This is a genomic window from Sphingomonas glacialis (assembly GCF_014653575.1).
Classification (GTDB): domain Bacteria; phylum Pseudomonadota; class Alphaproteobacteria; order Sphingomonadales; family Sphingomonadaceae; genus Sphingomonas; species Sphingomonas glacialis.
The window spans coordinates 1-17035 of the sequence record NZ_BNAQ01000007.1; the positions used below are offsets into that span (position 1 = coordinate 1).

Annotated in this window: 13 protein-coding genes and 3 pseudogenes; 9 read left to right on the forward strand and 7 right to left on the reverse strand. The window is 62.3% G+C overall.

Annotated features, from left to right (window positions below):
* The first annotated feature begins 232 nt into the window (after positions 1 to 232).
* Positions 233 to 415, forward strand: coding sequence for a hypothetical protein (locus IE187_RS18295; RefSeq protein WP_189677470.1), 183 nt, complete (start codon positions 233 to 235; stop codon positions 413 to 415).
* A gap of 140 nt (positions 416 to 555) precedes the next feature.
* Here IE187_RS18295 and IE187_RS18300 read toward each other — a convergent pair whose 3' ends face one another.
* Positions 556 to 2472, reverse strand: a complete 1917-nt coding sequence (locus IE187_RS18300) for a potassium transporter Kup (protein ID WP_189677471.1) — start codon at positions 2470 to 2472, stop codon at positions 556 to 558.
* Positions 2473 to 2903: 431 nt separating this feature from the next.
* Between IE187_RS18300 and IE187_RS18305 the strand changes: the two are divergent.
* Positions 2904 to 3724: pseudogene (locus tag IE187_RS18305) on the forward strand (IS3 family transposase); the annotation flags it as partial.
* 17 nt (positions 3725 to 3741) lie between these two features.
* Here the strand turns inward: IE187_RS18305 and IE187_RS21425 are convergent.
* Both IE187_RS21425 and IE187_RS21430 read right to left on the reverse strand, forming a co-directional pair.
* A complete protein-coding gene (locus tag IE187_RS21425) occupies positions 3742 to 4371 on the reverse strand; it encodes an IS630 family transposase (protein WP_229839517.1) in 630 nt (209 codons plus the stop codon).
* Positions 4254 to 4799 carry a helix-turn-helix domain-containing protein gene (locus IE187_RS21430; protein ID WP_229839501.1) on the reverse strand — a complete coding sequence of 182 codons (546 nt, stop codon included), beginning with the start codon at positions 4797 to 4799 and terminating at the stop codon, positions 4254 to 4256. Before IE187_RS21430 ends, IE187_RS21425 begins: the two co-directional genes overlap by 118 nt.
* Positions 4800 to 4884: 85 nt before the next feature.
* On the opposite strand from IE187_RS21430, the pseudogene IE187_RS18315 reads away from it, so the two are divergent.
* Positions 4885 to 5238: pseudogene (locus IE187_RS18315) on the forward strand (integrase core domain-containing protein); the annotation flags it as partial.
* A gap of 243 nt (positions 5239 to 5481) precedes the next feature.
* Here the strand turns inward: IE187_RS18315 and IE187_RS18320 are convergent.
* The 4 genes and pseudogenes from IE187_RS18320 to IE187_RS18335 form a co-directional block, all read right to left on the reverse strand.
* Positions 5482 to 6204, reverse strand: a complete 723-nt coding sequence (locus IE187_RS18320) for an alternative oxidase (RefSeq protein ID WP_229839502.1) — start codon at positions 6202 to 6204, stop codon at positions 5482 to 5484.
* Between the two features lie 155 nt (positions 6205 to 6359).
* Positions 6360 to 7427 (reverse strand): GGDEF domain-containing protein, encoded by a 1068-nt coding sequence (locus IE187_RS18325; RefSeq protein WP_189677473.1) that lies wholly within the window; start codon positions 7425 to 7427, stop codon positions 6360 to 6362.
* Positions 7428 to 7481: 54 nt separating this feature from the next.
* A pseudogene (locus IE187_RS18330) lies at positions 7482 to 7625 on the reverse strand (transposase); the annotation flags it as partial.
* Positions 7626 to 7704: 79 nt separating this feature from the next.
* Positions 7705 to 9018, reverse strand: coding sequence for a type II restriction enzyme NmeDI-related protein (locus IE187_RS18335; protein WP_189677474.1), 1314 nt, complete (start codon positions 9016 to 9018; stop codon positions 7705 to 7707).
* 409 nt (positions 9019 to 9427) lie between these two features.
* On the opposite strand from IE187_RS18335, the gene IE187_RS18340 reads away from it, so the two are divergent.
* From IE187_RS18340 to IE187_RS18365, 6 genes are all read left to right on the forward strand, one after another.
* Positions 9428 to 11710, forward strand: coding sequence for a heavy metal translocating P-type ATPase (locus tag IE187_RS18340; protein WP_189677475.1), 2283 nt, complete (start codon positions 9428 to 9430; stop codon positions 11708 to 11710).
* Complete coding sequence (gene cueR, locus IE187_RS18345; protein WP_189677476.1) at positions 11707 to 12090, forward strand: Cu(I)-responsive transcriptional regulator; 384 nt, start codon at positions 11707 to 11709, stop codon at positions 12088 to 12090. Before IE187_RS18340 ends, cueR begins: the two co-directional genes overlap by 4 nt.
* 250 nt (positions 12091 to 12340) lie before the next feature.
* Positions 12341 to 14749, forward strand: a complete 2409-nt coding sequence (locus IE187_RS18350; RefSeq protein ID WP_189677477.1) for a phosphoketolase family protein — start codon at positions 12341 to 12343, stop codon at positions 14747 to 14749.
* Complete coding sequence (locus tag IE187_RS18355; RefSeq protein ID WP_189677478.1) at positions 14737 to 15807, forward strand: acetate/propionate family kinase; 1071 nt, start codon at positions 14737 to 14739, stop codon at positions 15805 to 15807. The genes IE187_RS18350 and IE187_RS18355 overlap by 13 nt, the downstream gene beginning before the upstream one ends.
* 132 nt (positions 15808 to 15939) lie before the next feature.
* Entirely contained in the window at positions 15940 to 16164 is a 225-nt protein-coding gene (locus tag IE187_RS18360) for a hypothetical protein (RefSeq protein ID WP_189677479.1), read from the forward strand.
* Positions 16165 to 16285: 121 nt separating this feature from the next.
* Positions 16286 to 16852, forward strand: coding sequence for a DUF6629 family protein (locus IE187_RS18365; RefSeq protein ID WP_308435298.1), 567 nt, complete (start codon positions 16286 to 16288; stop codon positions 16850 to 16852).
* The last annotated feature ends 183 nt before the right edge of the window (positions 16853 to 17035 follow it).

The window sequence follows — 17035 nt, forward strand, 5'->3', positions numbered from 1 at the left end:
CGAGGCATGGATGGTCGTCTCATCCATCAGGCGAATGACGCGCCGTATTGCCAAGCTCGAATTATGAGTCGGGCTCTAAGGCGCATCCGCCCGATGATCACTCGGAACGGCAGACGACCATTTGTCCGGCGACCGCACCGGTTGGTCGAGATGTCGCCCTTGTTCTGCATCCTGCGGAGCTGGCGTTCGTAGTATCGTCTGCGTTTTGGCGAAAACTACTCAGATGAGGCTTATGCCCAACACCTCGGAATTTATCGACTACGAACAGCTGACGTTGGCTGCGCTCGAAAAGGCATCTTTGTCGGCAACGCCGGCCCAACAGCGTACCCACCTTAATCAGGCATCCGTGTTTGCCACTCTCGGCGAAAAGCAACGAGGCCTGCATCCTGGTGGTGCGCGCATCCGAAGTCGTTAGCGACCAGACATTGTCATTCGAGGTCGCATTTAGCGCTGTCAGAGCCATGCCATTTAGATCTGACATTCACAGGACTGACCGTGCCGTGGCTGCTGCGACTCGCGGCGCGCAGAGCCCGTACATGATCGTGCTCGGGGCGATCAGATTTCGATCTCGGTCCCCACATCGATGACGCGGCCGGGTGGGATACAGAAATAGGCCGCAGGCCTCTCGGCGTTACGTTGCATGAAGGCGAATAGCTTCTCGCGCCAATACGCCATGCCGAGCACCGCGCGCGACGGGATCACCGCTTCGCGACCGACGTAGAAGACCAAGTCGCGCACCGTTTCGGCATCGAGTTTGCCTTGCGCGACCGCGATGTCGAGCGCTGCGGGTACGCGAACCGGTTCGGTGAATCCGTAGCGCAGGATCATGCGGCGATAGCCGTCCTCCGCGATGAGCTGGACATGATCGTCCGCTGCGACCGCAGGGATTTCCAAAATCTCGATGCTGAGCAGGATAATGTGCTCGGGGATCGCACCGGTCAGCGCATAGAGCCGTGACAGCGAGAGCGGGACGCCTTCGCGCGACGGCGTCAGGAAGGCGGCGACCCCTGCCGGACGAAGCGGCGGTCGCGCCTTGAGATCCGCGCGAAACGCGTCGCTCGACTGGCGCATGCACGCGCGTGCCGCTGCAACCAATTGCTGGCCGCGTCGCCAGGTCAGCATGAGGAGCGCCACGCCGCCGGCAATCGCCAGCGGAAACCAGCCACCCTCGAAGATTTTCACCGAATTGGCTACGAAGAAACCCAGATCGATGGTCAGAAAAGCCCCGTTAACGGCAAGCACGAGCGCCAGCGCGTACCCCCATTGCCTCGCGATCAGCGCGGCGAGCAGGGTAGTAATGACCATCAGCAGCGACACCGCGATGCCGTAAGCCCCGGCGAGCGCATCGGAACTCCCGAAGGTGACGACCGCAGTGATCGTCGCGATGGCGAGCCCGGTGTTGACGAACGGGAGATAGACTTGGCCGATCGACGCCGCATCGGTGTGCAGCACGCGCAGCCGCGGGAGGAACCCCAGCTGGATCGCTTGTCGAGTGAGCGAGAAAGCACCCGAGATAATCGACTGGCTCGCGATGATGGTCGCGCAGGTCGCAAAGGCGACCAGCGGATAATGCGCCCAACCCGGCGCCAGTTTCCAGAACGGACTGGCAAGCGCGCTTGGGTTATCCAGAAGCAGCGCACCCTGGCCGAGGTAGTTCAATAGCAGGCATGGCAGCACAAGGGCGAACCACGCCAGTCGGATTGGCCCAACGCCGAAATGTCCGAGATCGGCATACATCGCCTCGCCACCCGTGACCGCGAGGAAGGCCGCACCGAGCAGAGCAGCGTCGACCGCGAACGGCGCGTGCCGCAGGAAGTCGATCGCGATAAAAGGGTCGAAAGCGACAAGAATGTGGGGTGCGCGCGCAATGCCGCCGATCCCGAGCAGTGCGATCGCAAGGAACCACAACAGCATCACTGGTCCGAACACACGCCCGATCTTGGCCGTGCCGAAGCGTTGCGCGGCGAACAGGCCGACGATGATGCAGATAGTGATCGGCACCACTGCGGGTGCCAGGAACGGCGCGTCTGTCTTCAGCCCTTCGACCGCGGAGAGGACCGACACTGCAGGCGTGATCGCGCCGTCGCCATAAAGCAAGGCCGCACCGACTAGGCCGGCGACGAGCAGGATCAGTCCCGAGCGGCCCGGCTGGACCGCGCGGGCGTGGAGGATCGCCAGCATTGCCATGATGCCGCCCTCGCCGCGATTGTCGGCGCGTAGGATCAGCAGCGCGTATTTCAGCGCGACAATGACGACGAGCGACCAAATGATCGCCGACGTGGCCGCAACGGCGGCGGCCGGTGAAAGTGCTCCACCGCCCGCGGCGGCCTTGGCGGCTTCGCGTAGCGCATACAGCGGTGAGGTGCCGATGTCTCCATAGACGACACCGAGCGCACCAAGGCTGACCCCCAGCGTTGCGACGGTGCTCTTTGGAGCAGCATGCCCGCTGCTTTTCGCGATCTTCGCCGTCATCGACAGATTCTCCAGGCCGAACGAGTCTGGCTCCGAGCAATACGCGCGCAACCCGTTTCGTTGCCAGGCCCAATCCGCGGTGGGGTGCTTGGCCCAGCTGACCGTGCAAACGCAATCAGTGCGGCGCTGCTATGAGCTATGATTATTCATCTGATAAACCAACGAGCGGGGGGATCGCTAATTGCGAGAGGAGCGGGTGGACCTCTGCTTTCAGGACCAGCTCCGATCAGATGAGAGCTCGTTCAGTCATTGCATTCAGGGCTAGGACCATCGGTGAAGATGCGCGCCAGCTCGCGGTGAACCAGCCCGTAGCATTCGCAGGCAACGGATTCGAGATCATGGCGATGGGCCACTTCGATCAACCCGCATGAGCTGCCCCCTTCTAAGTGGTCCATCGACTATGAGAGTCTGGATCAAGGAAGAGACGACGAATGCCTGCCAAGAAGCACAAGCCCGAGGAGATCATCGGGAAACTGCGTGAAGTTGAAATCGTGCTGGGTCAGGGCGGGACGACCGCCGAGGCGTGCCGGCGGATCGCGGTCAGCGAGCAGACCTATTATCGCTGGCGCAAGGAATATGGTGGCCTGAAGACAGATCAGGCTCGGCGCATGAAGGATCTGGAAAAGGAGAACCTTCGGCTGCGGCGTGCGATCTCCGACCTGACACTGGACAAGCTGATCCTGCAGGAGGCGGCACGGGGAAACTTTTGAGCCCCGCGCGGCGCCGACGCTGCATCGACCAGGTGAAAGAGGTGCTGGACGTATCCGAGCGGCGGGTGTGCCGCGTGCTCGGTCAGCACCGGTCGACGCAGCGCAAGGTGCCGTGCGGGGCAGATGACGAACAGGCGCTGACCGAGGACATTGTCGTGCTGGCCGGGCAATATGGGCGCTACGGTTACCGTCGTGTGACCGCGCTGTTGCATGCCGCTGGGTGGTCAGTGAACCATAAGCGTGTCGAACGGATCTGGCGGCGCGAGGGGCTGAAAGTGCCACAGAAGCAATCCAAACGTGGCCGGCTGTGGTTGAACGACGGCTCGTGCATCCGGCTGCGGCCGGAATATCCGGGCCACGTCTGGGCGTAAGATTTTGTCGAAGCGCGGACGCACGACGGGCGCAAGTTCCGGATCCTCACGATCATCGACGAGGCCAGCAGGGAGTGAATGGCGCTGATCGTCGCACGTCAGTTGAAACACGAAGACGTGCTGGCGGCGCTTGCCGAGCTGTTTATCGAGCGCGGGCCGCCAGCGCATATAATACCAAGATTCACTGATCAGAACTCCTGAGCCCAATTTCGCAACCCGATCGACATGATTTTCCAAGGCTGGTCGACGAGCTTGTTCCAGGCGTCGCAGCAGTGATCGACGATGTCGTCGTAGGAGCTGAACACGCGGTTCGACAGCCAGTTGTCGCGCATGAACTGCCAGATGTTTTCCTGCGGGTTGAGCTCGGGACATTTCGACGGGATCGCGATGATCGAGATGTTGGCGGGAAGTTCGAGCTTCGGAGTCAGGTGCCAGCCGGCCTGGTCCATCAGCACCACGGCGTGGGCGCCTGGCGCGACATGCAGGGAGATCTCGGCCAAGTGCAGGTTCATCGTGTCGGTATTGCAGAACGGCAGGACGAGGCCGGCCGCTTTGCCTTCCTGCGGGCAGATCGCGCCGAAGATATAGGCCGATTTGGTACGTTGGTCGTGCGGCGCCGACGGCCGCGTACCGCGCTTGGCCCATCGTCGCGTGATCTTGTTCTTCTGTCCGACCCTGGCCTCGTCCTGGAACCAAACCTCTATCGGTGTGCCACGCGCGAGTCTGGCTTTGACCGTGTCCAGCTCGGCGGCAAAGCCCCCTTTTTGAAGGCTTCGATCGCCTCTGGATCCTGCGCATGGTGTTTGGGCCGCGCGGATAATTTCCGGTAGCCCAGCGCGCGAAGCTCGCGGCTCAGCGTCGGCTTCGAAACCGACACGGAGAAATCGTCCCACAGCATCTGCGCCAGGTCGACGATCCGCCAGCGCACCACGCCGTGCGCGGCAGGAATTGGCCCCCGCTCGATCGCCTCGACCAGAGCCGCACGGTGCGTCGCGTTCAGGAGCGGCGGCTTGCCCGGGGCCTTTCGATCGATCAATCCTTCAGGCCCCGACGCATTGAACTTCACCACCCAGTCCCGAACGATCTGCACCGTGACGCTACCCAGGCGGGCAGCTTCCGTCCGGCTCGAACCCTCATAGATCGCCGCCAACGCGAGCAGGCGCCGCGCTTGGGCGCCATCCTTCGATTTACGAGCGGCGGACCGTACCGCGACAGCGTCGAAGTCGGTGCGAAGCGCGATCGGCATGGCAAACTCCTGTCCGTTTGCCATCTTGAATCAAACCTAGGCGCCGCAGGCAACCCCCTTCGAGTCACGGTCATCGGATCTTGGTATAACGTCGGACAATGGCAGCGAGTTCATCGCTACCGCGGTCCAGAAATGGCTCGGCCAGGTCGGCGTGAAGACGCTGTACATCGCGCCGGGCTCGCCCTGGGAGAACGGCTATAACGAGAGCTTCAACGGCTCGCTGCGCGACGAGCTGCTCAACGGCGAAATCTTCTACAGCCTCGTCGAGGCACGGGTGCTGATCGAGTCGTGGCGGCGCCACTACAACACCGTCCGGCCGCACAGCAGCCTGGGCTACCGCCCACCGGCCCCAGAAGCGGCGACACCGCCATTGCCGGCCTCCGGTTCCGCTTCGCTCCACCTCCGCCCGGCAATGGCGGCGGAGACGACAATGCACTAACTATCTACCCGGACCACCCGGTGGGGGCTGCTCATATTCGACCGCTGAAATCGAACGCGAGCGTTCCACCTACATTTGACGAAGCCACGCGTCCGACCATGAGACCGCCGGCACCCACCCCCTCGGGGCTATGCCGGCGGAATTTGGACGGAAGGTCATCGACATAGCCTCGCCAATTCCTTCAGATCCACGGCGGGCGGGTGCCGTTGGTTGTTGAGCCGTGTGCGGGGCGCCTCCGCGCAGTCAGCCGTTGACCGCCAATTCATTCGCATGCGGTGGATATGGGGCGTCCGCTTTGTCGAGCGGCATGCCGGCGATCGTGCTGGCGAAGCCGTGATTGACGTCGCGATGGTGCGCCTCGTCGTCACGGACCACCAGCACGACATCGCGCAGCGTGGCGTCGTCGGCCATTTTCCAATAGTGTCGGGCAATCAGCGGCGCGGGCACATTGGGGGAGCGCCCCTCGTCGATTTCATGCAAGTACAGCGTGTAGCTGGTCACCGCTTCTTCCTCGAAATAGCCCACGACCCGGTGCCCGGTCTTGGCAGAGAGCAGGTAGAGCAGGGAGAAGCCGATCAGGAAAACGCCCTGAACGAGCAGAATGACGGTGCGCTCGAACCAGGTCGGCTTGGCGATCTCGATGAACGTCATCAGGTGCATGCGCTCGTTCTCGGCCTCTTCCATCAGCGTGCGAATCCAGCCCTGATCATCCCGCATCCAGCGCAGGCATTTGAGATGCGTGAACATCGCGCCGACCATGCCGGGCACCGCCGCGACCGTTTCCAGCACGATCGCACGGTGCCCATAGCGCTTCGCGAAGAAAGTGTCCGCGCTGAAGCGCAGCAGCTTGGTGAAGCCGAGCGCGAAGTGGTCGGAGAAACCGTGCGGGACATGATGCACGATCGGTTGCGCGGCGCGCTCTGTCGCGAGCGCAAGGCTGTCGGGCTTGAGGACGGTATTGACCATTGAACGTTCGCTTCCCGGTGGTGTAGCCTCCGACTGTATCGGCCGACGCGCGGCCCGAGCAGGGTCGGGAACTACCTATCCCGTCCGATGCGTAGTTCCCGAAGCGCATCGATCACAATCGTCTGGCATTCGACGAATTGCTACTCTTCGATCAGTCACGCTGCGACGTTCGTTGCGCTACTTTCATCCCAGACGGCCACGGTCCCACGCGCGCTGTGTTTGGCCGAACAGAGCTCCGCGTCGGCTCGAGCCGAGAGCTGCTCGAGGTCGAGGCCGTCCCGAGGAGCAAAGGCGATCCCGATGCTCGTCCCGATCCTGATAGACGCTGATCCAATTTCAAAGGGGACTTCAAGTGCTTCGACAATTCTATCGGCGAGCGCCTGGGCTTCGCGCACATTTTTTACGCCAGTTTGAATAACTGCAAACTCATCGCCTCCGATACGAGCCACCGTATCGCCGGGGCGAGTAAGACGTGATAGACGGTCCGCGACGCCCTTCAAAATCGCGTCGCCAGTCGGGGGCCCATAACGATCATTGACGGGCTTGAAACGATCCAGATCGAGCAAGTGAACTGCGACCAGATCGCCGGCGCCCGAGATAGCTGCGATACTCTCGTCGAGGCGTTCCCTAAGCAGCAGCCGGTTGGCGAGCCCCGTCAGTACATCCTTGCGGGCAAGGCTCGCCAAGGTTCGGGCGGTGATCAGTTGATTGACCGTCGATCGATAGAGAAACCGCGCCGACTCAACGCTTCCGAGGGCGAAGGTGCAGTACAGTAGCGCCATTGCTCCATATGGGAGGCCATGACGCGCAGGCTCTCCGAGGTGCATCAGCAAACCAGAAAGAGACGGCACAATCGCAGCAGCGAGGCTTAGGATATAGATTTTCGGTCGGATAGCGACTCTGACGACTAGGCCTGCGCCATAACCAAAGATCAAAGCGCTCATGACCATGTGGATCGCCGCGTCTTCACTGCGTAGGGCGGTGAAATTCATGAAGCCGAGCAGTAGCCCCGACCCAATACTTCCAACGGCATAGAGTTTTTCATACCTTCGGACTTCGACACCGTTCATCTTATAGGCCGAGGCACGTTTCCGGTACGCGAGGAGGAGCGCGACACGACAGGTCATCCAAACAAGAATAGCGGCCGCAGAAAGCGCGGTTCCCACACTCCGTGAGTGGACCGCGACGATCATGCCGATGATGCCGCTAATCACGCCGACCATGCCTGTTCGTCATCTGCTCCGCACGGCACCTTGCGCTGCGTCGACCGGTGCTGATTCCTTGCGCCAGCGATAATAGGTCTGCTCGCTGACCGCGATCCGCCGGCACGCCTCGGCGGTCGTCCCGCCCTGACCCAGCACGATTTCAACTTCACGCAGCTTCCCGATGATCTCCTCGGGCTTGTGCTTCTTGGCAGGCATTCGTCGTCCCTTCCTTGATCCAGACTCTCATAGTCGATGGACCACTTAGAAGGGGGCAGCTCAGTAATATCCTAGCAATTCAGACGAGCTTGCTGGCGATGGCCTTGATCGCTTTCAGGCCCGATCCAAACCGCCCGATCGCCTCGCGGTTCTTCTCCAACTCGCCATAAGGGAGATAGGATATGTCGAGGTCGGCGACGCGGCTGAACGCGGGCCGCTGCAACTGCGCCCGAACGTCCGCCTCACGTGTGTCGGGCGCGACGAGAAACAGCCCCGCCGTCGCGTGAAGCTCGCTGCCGCTGAGCGCCAGGTCGAGCATCCGCACTATACCGGAATAAATCGAAGTCGAGTGCTCCACCTCGAACGCTGCCGCGACGTGATCGCCACCCTTTTCAAGCCAGAGCACATCGATCAATCGGATGGAATCCGCGCCTTTCGAGGTCGCAATGGTCGCGGGCAGGCGCTCAAGGCATCCATACCCTAGTGGCGACCCGTTGAAGGGACGGCTGCGATCGTTCGCGGCGATCCACACATCGTAGCCAAGCGCCAATCCTAGATCGCGAAGCCATGCCTGTATCTCGGTATGAGTGCGCTCGCACTCGCCCTGCGCCAACGCTGCCTGGCTGAGCGTGCGCGCTTCTTCGCGTGCGGCTTCAAGCCGCGATCCCCAGTTCGCAAGCGTCGCGCTGCTGCCGTCGAGGGGCGGCGCGGGGTAGCGGCCAGACCCCACGTCGAACAGCAAGCCGCCAATCGCACCCAAATCGTTCGATAACAACTCGCGGTGCCGCTCGTTCAAGTCGAGGACGCCGGTTCGCATCGCCAGGAAATGCTCCCAGCTTCCAAGCTTCACGTTCGCGCCAGTCAGCGCGTTGTAGCCCTTCACGATCGCGGTGTTGAAAGGGGGCACAAGCGTCGGATGGAGAAAGTAGAGCAGGCTCGCGACTGCCGGCCGAAGCCCCTTGATCTTCAAGCGGTCGATCGCGTGGATATGGCCGATGATCTCCTCGGCCGTATCGCAGCACGAACAGGCGTCGAGAAGGCGGCCAAACGCCCGCTGATTCTCGGGGCTCTCGTAAATATCCGGAATGCGGAGCTTCGGCTTCCACCGAAAAGCGTGGTCCGCGCCTTTGAAGATTTGCCGCTGTTCGGCGACCGAATGGACCACGGTTTCGAGGGACGATCCCCGATAGGTGACGCCGAACGTACCGCGCTCGATCTCTCCGACAACCTGCCCGATCCCGCGCCGGATCGACCGGAAGTTCTTCAACCGCTCATCCCAAAGAAACCAGCTTCGGTAAGTCGCGTTCGGATCATCACGCCAACGGGTAATGAGACGACGGACGAGTCCGTCATGGTCGTCGCCGATACCCAAGGTGTCGATCTGTGCTGCCATAAGTCCCCGTTACCACGGCTCGCAATGACGAGCTGAGCAACAGACCTAAGCTGCGACGCTCGTCGCGTCGAGTGGAGCGAATTTTGAACTATCCAAGGGGGGAAACTCGCGCCTGCGTAGAATCCACGGGTAGCAAATGAATCCGATCGGGCCTTGACCCTGACACGGTGTCAGACCCTACATGCTTTAGGATCGAAGGAATTACGCCATGAACGATCCTCATTCGCACGAACATCAATCTGGCGGCTGCGGCTGTTCTGGAAAAGGCGGGGGCCACCCCGAGGCCGTCGCGCCATCCGGTACGTCGTCGTCCTGCTGCTCGACGGCATCGGCCGCTCCCGTGGACGCCGATCGCCCCGCCAAAGCTGGCGGCTGCTGCTCTGGCAGCAAGCCGTCTGACGGAACGCCAATGGTCACGGACCCCGTGTGCGGGATGACGGTTGATCCGGCAAAGACGCCGCATCATGCCGAGCACGCCGGCAAATCCTATCATTTTTGCAGTGCGGGGTGCCGCGCCAAGTTTGTCGCAAAGCCGGATGCCTATCTCGGCAAGTCGAAACCGGAGCCGATGGCGACGCCGGGGGCGATCTGGACGTGTCCCATGCACCCGCAAATACGTCAGGAGGGGCCAGGAACATGCCCGATCTGCGGCATGGCGCTCGAACCGGAAGAACCGTCGCTCGACGATGGGCCTAATCCTGAGCTGACTGACTTTACGCGTCGGCTCTGGGTAGCGGGCGTGCTCGCCGTGCCGCTGCTGGCGATCTCGATGGTCGCCGAAATGCTCGGCATCCATGTCGTCAGTCCTGCCGCATCGCCTTGGGTACAGCTTGCGCTTAGCGCACCGATCGTACTGTGGGCGGGCTTGCCGTTTTTCCAGCGGGGATGGACTTCGCTTCGCACCCGCCATCTCAATATGTTCACCCTGATCTCGATCGGGGTCGGTGCTGCCTTCCTCTACAGCCTGGTCGCGACGGTCGCGCCCGGCATCTTCCCCCCGACCTTCCGCATGCACGGAGGCGTGGTCCCGGTTTATTACGAGGCGGCCGGAGTGGTGGTGGCGCTGGTGCTGCTCGGACAGGTCCTTGAACTGCGTGCCAGGGCGGCGACGGGACGCGCGATCCGCGCCCTCATGGACCTTGCCCCGAAGACGGCGCGTCGGATGCGATCGGATGGCTCCGAGGAGGAAGTCAGCCTTGCTGACGTGGCAACCGGCGATCGCCTTCGCGTTCGCCCCGGCGATGCGATCCCCGTCGACGGCGTCGTGGTCGAGGGCCGCTCCTCGGTCGATGAATCGATGCTCACCGGCGAACCCGCACCCGTCCTCAAGGAAGTCGAGGCGACCGTCACCGGGGGCACGGTCAACGGCACGGGAAGCCTGGTCATGGAAGCGCGCGCAGTCGGGTCGGATACGATGCTCGCGCGGATCGTCCGCATGGTCGCGGACGCGCAGCGCAGCCGCGCTCCGATCCAAGCGGTCGCCGATCGGGTATCTGGCTGGTTCGTGCCGCTGGTCGTGCTGATCTCGGTGGTGACTTTCGTGGTATGGTCCCTGGTCGGCCCTGAGCCGCGCATGGGGCACGCTATACTCAACGCCATTGCCGTGCTGGTGATCGCCTGCCCATGCGCGCTGGGCCTCGCTACGCCCATGTCCATCATGGTCGGTACAGGACGTGGTGCGCAAGCCGGTGTTCTGGTCAAGAGCGCCGAAGCCCTGCAGGGGCTCGAGAGGGTCGATACGCTGGTCATCGACAAGACTGGCACGCTCACGGAAGGCAAACCCAAGCTAATTGCGGTCGAGACGGTCGGCGCGGTCGAGGAAAACGACATGCTCGCCCTCGCTGCCGCGGTTGAAGGGCAATCCGAACACCCGCTCGCCCACGCGATCGTTGTCGCCGCCAAGGAACGTGAATTGCAGCTTGGCACGGTCGCCGATTTTGTCTCGCAAAGCGGCTTGGGTGTCAGCGCCACGGTTGGCGGCCGCTCGGTCGTGATCGGGAACGCCGCGCAAATGAGCCGGGTCGGAGCTGATCCCAAGCTGCTCGATGAGGCCGCCGATCGTCATCGCGCCGATGGTGCAGGCGTCATCCTGGTGGCGATCGACGGTGCTCTTGCCGGCCTGCTCGCGGTCGCCGATCCGGTTCGCGCCAATGCCGGAGAGGCAATCGCTGCGCTTCGCCAACAGGGGCTCCGCGTCATCATGCTGACTGGTGACAACCAAACGACCGCCGATGCGGTCGCGCGCGCCGTCGGCGGACTTGACGATGTGCGCGCCGGCCTGCGCCCGGAAGACAAGGCGCGTATCATCGGCGAGCTGAAAGCGTCCGGTGCCAAGGTTGCGATGGCCGGCGACGGCATCAACGATGCCCCCGCACTGGCGGCTGCGGACGTGGGCCTTGCAATGGGCACGGGAACAGACGTGGCGATCGAAAGCGCTGGCATGACGCTCACGCTCGGCGATCTCTCGGCTATCGTGCGCGCGCGCAAGCTCGCCCGTGCGACCATGCGGAACATCCGCCAGAACCTGTTCTTCTCGTTCCTGTTCAACGGGATCGGCGTGCCGGTCGCGGCTGGGGTGCTCTACCCCGTGGCGGGCATTCTGCTCTCGCCGATGCTGGCCGGCGCGGCGATGGCGCTCTCGTCCTTTACCGTGGTCCTCAACGCGCTGCGGCTGAACGCGGTGAAACTATGAACATTGGCGCGGCGTCGGACGCCAGCGGCGTTTCTCAACGGATGATCCGCCATTATGAGAAGATCGGTCTCGTGCCGGCACCGGCCCGGCGTGGGATTTATAGGCATTATGCAGACCCCGACGTTCATCGGCTCCGCTTCATCGCAAACGCCCGCGATCTCGGGTTTCCGATAGAGGAAATTCGCACGTTGCTGGGCCTATGGTCAGACCGGGAGCGATCGAGCGCTGAGGTGAAGGCGCTGGCTGAATCGCGTGCCGCCGAATTGGGCCGCAAGGTCCGCGCTTTGGAGAACATGCGTCGTTCCCTCATATGGCTTGTTCAGTCCTGTCATGGCGATGATCGGCCAGACTGCCCGATTATGGATCGCCTGGCAGAATAGGTAACGCGGACAAGCGCTTAACCATGTATAGAATTAATCGCGGTCCTTCAAAAGGACTGAATGTGTTGGCACTAGTTTCATGGCCAGCGCACCAGGGCTGCCCGCATCACCGGGAGCACATGCGCCGACAAATTCAACGGCTGCGTATTTTCCGAGGGTCATCAACGCTCAGATCAAGCACTAAGCAAGCGATTGCCCAGGGCCGCGTGAGCATAGCGGCGTGCTAAGTTAATCAGCAAGGATTTGCGACATGGCGACAAGCGCGCTGGACACGATCGAACGCGGCATCGCCGATCCCATCAGTGCAGACGGTCCGCTGTCGCCGGACATGCTCCGGCGCATGCACGGATACTGGCGCGCGGCAAACTATCTCTCGGTCGGCCAGATCTACTTGCGTGAGAACCCGTTGCTCGAGCTACCGCTCACGATCGACCACATCAAGCCGCGGCTGCTCGGGCACTGGGGAACGACGCCGGGGCTCAATATGCTCTACGTCCACCTCAACCGCTTGATCGCCGAGAATGATCTCAACTTGATTAACGTGATCGGACCGGGTCATGGCGGCCCGGGCCTCGTTGCGAACACTTACCTCGAAGGGTCCTACACCGAACATTATCCGGCGATAGAGCGCAGCCGAAACGGCATGCACCGCTTGTTCCGCCAATTCTCCTGGCCGGGTGGTATCCCGAGTCACGTCGCGCCGGAGACTCCGGGATCGATCCACGAAGGCGGCGAACTCGGTTATTCGTTGGCCCACGCTTACGGCGCTGCGTTCGACAACCCGGACCTGATCGTCGCTTGCGTGGTCGGCGACGGCGAGGCCGAAACTGGCGCGCTCGCGACCAGCTGGCACTCAAACAAGTTTCTCAACCCGGCACGTGATGGCGCGGTGCTCCCGATCCTCCACCTAAACGGTTTCAAGATCGCCAATCCCACCGTGCTGGCGCGGATCGGCCGCGACGAGCTGACCGATCTCCTGCGTGGCTTTGGCCACGAGCCCTGGTTCGTCGAAGGCGACGACCCGGCCAAAGTCCATCAGCAACTCGCAGGGACGCTCGATGCAGTGCTAGCCCGGATACAGGACATCCAGGCAAAGGCACGCTCAGGCAAGGGCCCGATCGAGCGCCCGCGTTGGCCGATGATAGTCTTCGCGACACCCAAGGGCTGGACCGGCCCCAGATTTGTCGACGGCCTGCCCGTCGAGGGCACATGGCGCGCACATCAGGTGCCGATCGCGAGCTTCGACAATCCTGAGCATCTTCGCCAGCTCGAGGAATGGATGCGCAGTTACGAACCGGCCGAACTGTTCGACGATGATGGAAAATTTCGCGAGGACTACGCGTCGCTGGCGCCGACCGGCCACCGCCGCATGGGATCGAACCCGCACGCCAATGGCGGTGCGCTGCTTCGGCCTCTGTCGCTCCCGGATTTCCGTGCGCATGCGGTGCCTTTGCCCGAAGCCGGTCAGACCAAGGCCGAAGCGACCCGCGTTCTGGGCGGATATCTGCGTGACGTAATGGGATTTAATCTCGACGCCAGGAACTTTCGGCTGTTCGGGCCGGACGAGACCGCGTCCAATCGCCTCGAAGCGGTCTATGAAGTGTCCGGCAAAGTCTGGATGGCGGAGATCGATTCGGTCGATGTGGATCTGAGTCAGGATGGCCGGGTGATGGAGGTGCTGAGCGAGCACCTCTGCCAGGGATGGCTTGAGGCCTATCTGCTGACCGGCCGTCACGGCTTGTTTTCCTGTTACGAGGCATTCGTCCACATCATCGATTCCATGGTCAACCAGCACGCCAAATGGCTGAAGGTCACCAAGGCGATCCCGTGGCGCAAGCCAATCGCTTCGCTCAACTATCTGATCACCTCCCATGTCTGGCGGCAGGATCACAATGGCCTGTCGCACCAGGACCCGGGCTTCATCGATCATATCGCCAACAAGACCGCCGACGTCGCCCGTATCTACCTGCCGCCCGACGCCAACTGCCTGTTGTCGGTGGCCGATCATTGCCTGCGGAGCCGCGGCTATGTGAACCTGATCGTCGCCGGCAAGCAGCCGGAATGGCAATGGCTGGATATCGATGAGGCCGTGCGCCACTGCACCGCGGGGGCAGGCATCTGGGAGTGGGCCGGTGACGAGGGAGAACCCGATGTCGTCATGGCGTGCGCCGGCGACGTGCCGACGCTCGAGACGCTTGCGGCTGTTACGCTACTGCGCGACTTTGTGCCGGATATCCGAATGCGTGTCGTCAACGTCGTCGATCTGATGGGGCTGCAGCCCCAGTCCGAACATCCCCACGGCCTCGGCGATCGGGAGTTCGACGCGCTCTTCACCGCCGACAAGCCCGTGATCTTCGCGTTCCACGGCTTCCCGGCGATGGTCCACAAGCTGACTTATCGCCGCACTAACCATCACAACATCCATGTGCGCGGCTTCAAGGGTGAAGGGACAACGACCACGCCGTTCGACATGGTCGTGCTGAACGATCTTGATCGCTATCGGCTCGCGCTGGACGCGATCTCACGCGTTCCGCGTCTGAGTGCTCAGGTCCCCGCTGCCACCGCCCGCTACTGGGCGGCGATCGAGCGGCATAAGCTCTACATCGCGGAGCATGGCGACGATCTGCCGGAGGTCCGGGACTGGCGATGGAGCAGGTGAACCCGGCAGCGGACCGCGACGTCGTCCTCGCGCTCAACAGCGGCTCGTCATCGCTCAAATTTGGGCTCTACGACGTCGGGCCGACTGGGGTCGTCGAGTTGACCACGGGCGCCGTAGAGGCGATGCATTTCCAGGACCGGCTGTTCGAACGCATCGAAGCCGCGCTGACCGAGGCAAAGGTTCCGGGTCCAACTGCGATCGGCCACCGTATCGTGCATGGCGGTCCGACGCTGCGGCGGCACTCCCGGATCGATGACGATGTCGTCGCCCAACTCAAAGAGGCGGTCGCCTTGGCCCCGCTCCACGGTCCAGCGTCCCTGGCGCTGATCCGGCTTGCCGAAGCGCATTACCCGGCGCTGCCGCAGGTCGCCTGTTTCGACACTGTCTTCCACACGACCCTGCCCGAGATCGCCTACGTCCTGCCCATCCCACGCGCCATGTCGTCCGACGGAGTGCGCCGCTACGGTTTCCACGGGCTTTCCTGCGCGTCGATCGTTCGGCAACTCGGGGGGGAATTGCCCGATCGCCTGATCATTGCCCATCTCGGCAATGGCGCCAGCGTCACGGCAGTAAAAGCCGGTCGCTCCATCGACACAAGCATGGGCCTTACGCCGACCGGCGGGGTCGTCATGGGCAGCCGAACCGGCGATCTCGACCCGGGTGTGCTGCTATATCTGCTCCGTGAGAAGGGCCTGGATGGTTCCGCGCTAGAGGCGCTCGTCGATAACCAATCCGGCCTGCTCGGTATCTCGGGCGTCTCCGGCGACATGCGTGCCTTGCATCTGGCAGCCACGGAGCATCCCGACGCCCGCCTGGCAATCGACATATTCTGCTATTCGGTGCGCAAGCAGATCGGCGCGATGGCAGCCGTCCTTGGCGGTGTCGACATGCTCGTCTTCACCGGCGGCATAGGAGAGAACGACGCGGCTGTGCGCAGGTCGATCCTCGGCGACCCCGGCTGGGTCGGGAACTTTGCGGTTCGTGTCATCAATGCTCGGGAAGACGAGCAGATTGCGCGGGAAACGCACATTGTCCTTGCGGACACCGGTCGACTGTAACGCTTCGCGCCGATCCGAAAATGCGCGAGTACGTGATTCCCGAGGCCTGACGCGCGAACAACCGCAATCTAGAGTAATTATGAAGCTTGGCCCGAAGTTATGGGAACATGTTCGTTATTTGGGGGGATTGCTATGTTCACCGACAACGACGAAGCCGCATATATCCAGGGGCGGATCGATGCTTCGCTTGATATGGCGCGCGCCGCTACGAGCGACTGCGCCCGCATCGCCCATGAGGCGATAGCCGAGCGCTATGGAAGCAATCTGGTTGCGCTGAGGGGTCGTCCGTCAACTGCGTCGTCCGCTTTGCTGCTGATGGAGGAAACCCGCTCGGTGCCAGTCCCCTCGACCTGCTGAGCCTGGCTAGCGTCGAAGACAGTGTCCTAGCAGACGAACGTATCGCGCCTTCTCGCACTAGACAACTCGAACTCGTATTCGGCCGGAAACGGTGCTTTCGCGCTAATTCTGGCAAAAAAGAATATGCTTTTATGCAACTGCCAGCTTCACCGCCGGAGCCGGATTGTTGATCATAGGTGCCATAACGGTGCGCCGCACCCGCACGACGGCAGAATTGCCGTTCGCTCTCATTCCCGCGATGTTCGGTGTCCAACAGGTGATCGAGGGCGCACTCTGGCTCACCTTCCCTGATAAGGCGCCGCTTCTGAACGTCGTCCTGACTTACGCCTATTTTGTTTTTTCGCATGTCTTCTGGCCGATATACGTGCCGTTCGCTGTGATGCTGATCGAAGGAACGAATTGGCGCCGCAAAACCGCGATGGCGATCGCGGTGGCAAGCGACATGGCCGGGCTCTATCTGTCATACGCGTTGATCACGCAGCCGATCGTCGCCCGGGTGGTCGGTCACCATATCACCTATGTGTCTCCGCACTTCTACGGCGTCGCAGTAATGGCACTCTATCTGCTTGGAACGTGCGTCAGCCCGCTTTTTTCGAGTCACCGGATGGCGCGGGCGTTCGGCGTAGCAGCGTCCATATCTTTCGTCGCCGCCTATATCTTTTTCGCGATGTGGTTCATTTCCGTCTAGTGTTTCCTCGCCGCCGTCATGAGCGGCATCGTCCTTCTCCATTTCTCCCGCCACGCTCGTGCGTGGGCCGGGCGAACGGCACCGCTGCCTGACACCGGCGCAAGTTGAGACAATGGTCGTTAGGTAGTTTCCGACCCTCGCGGTGCACCAAGCGATGGAGTTACCTCGCCGTGCGTCTCCGGA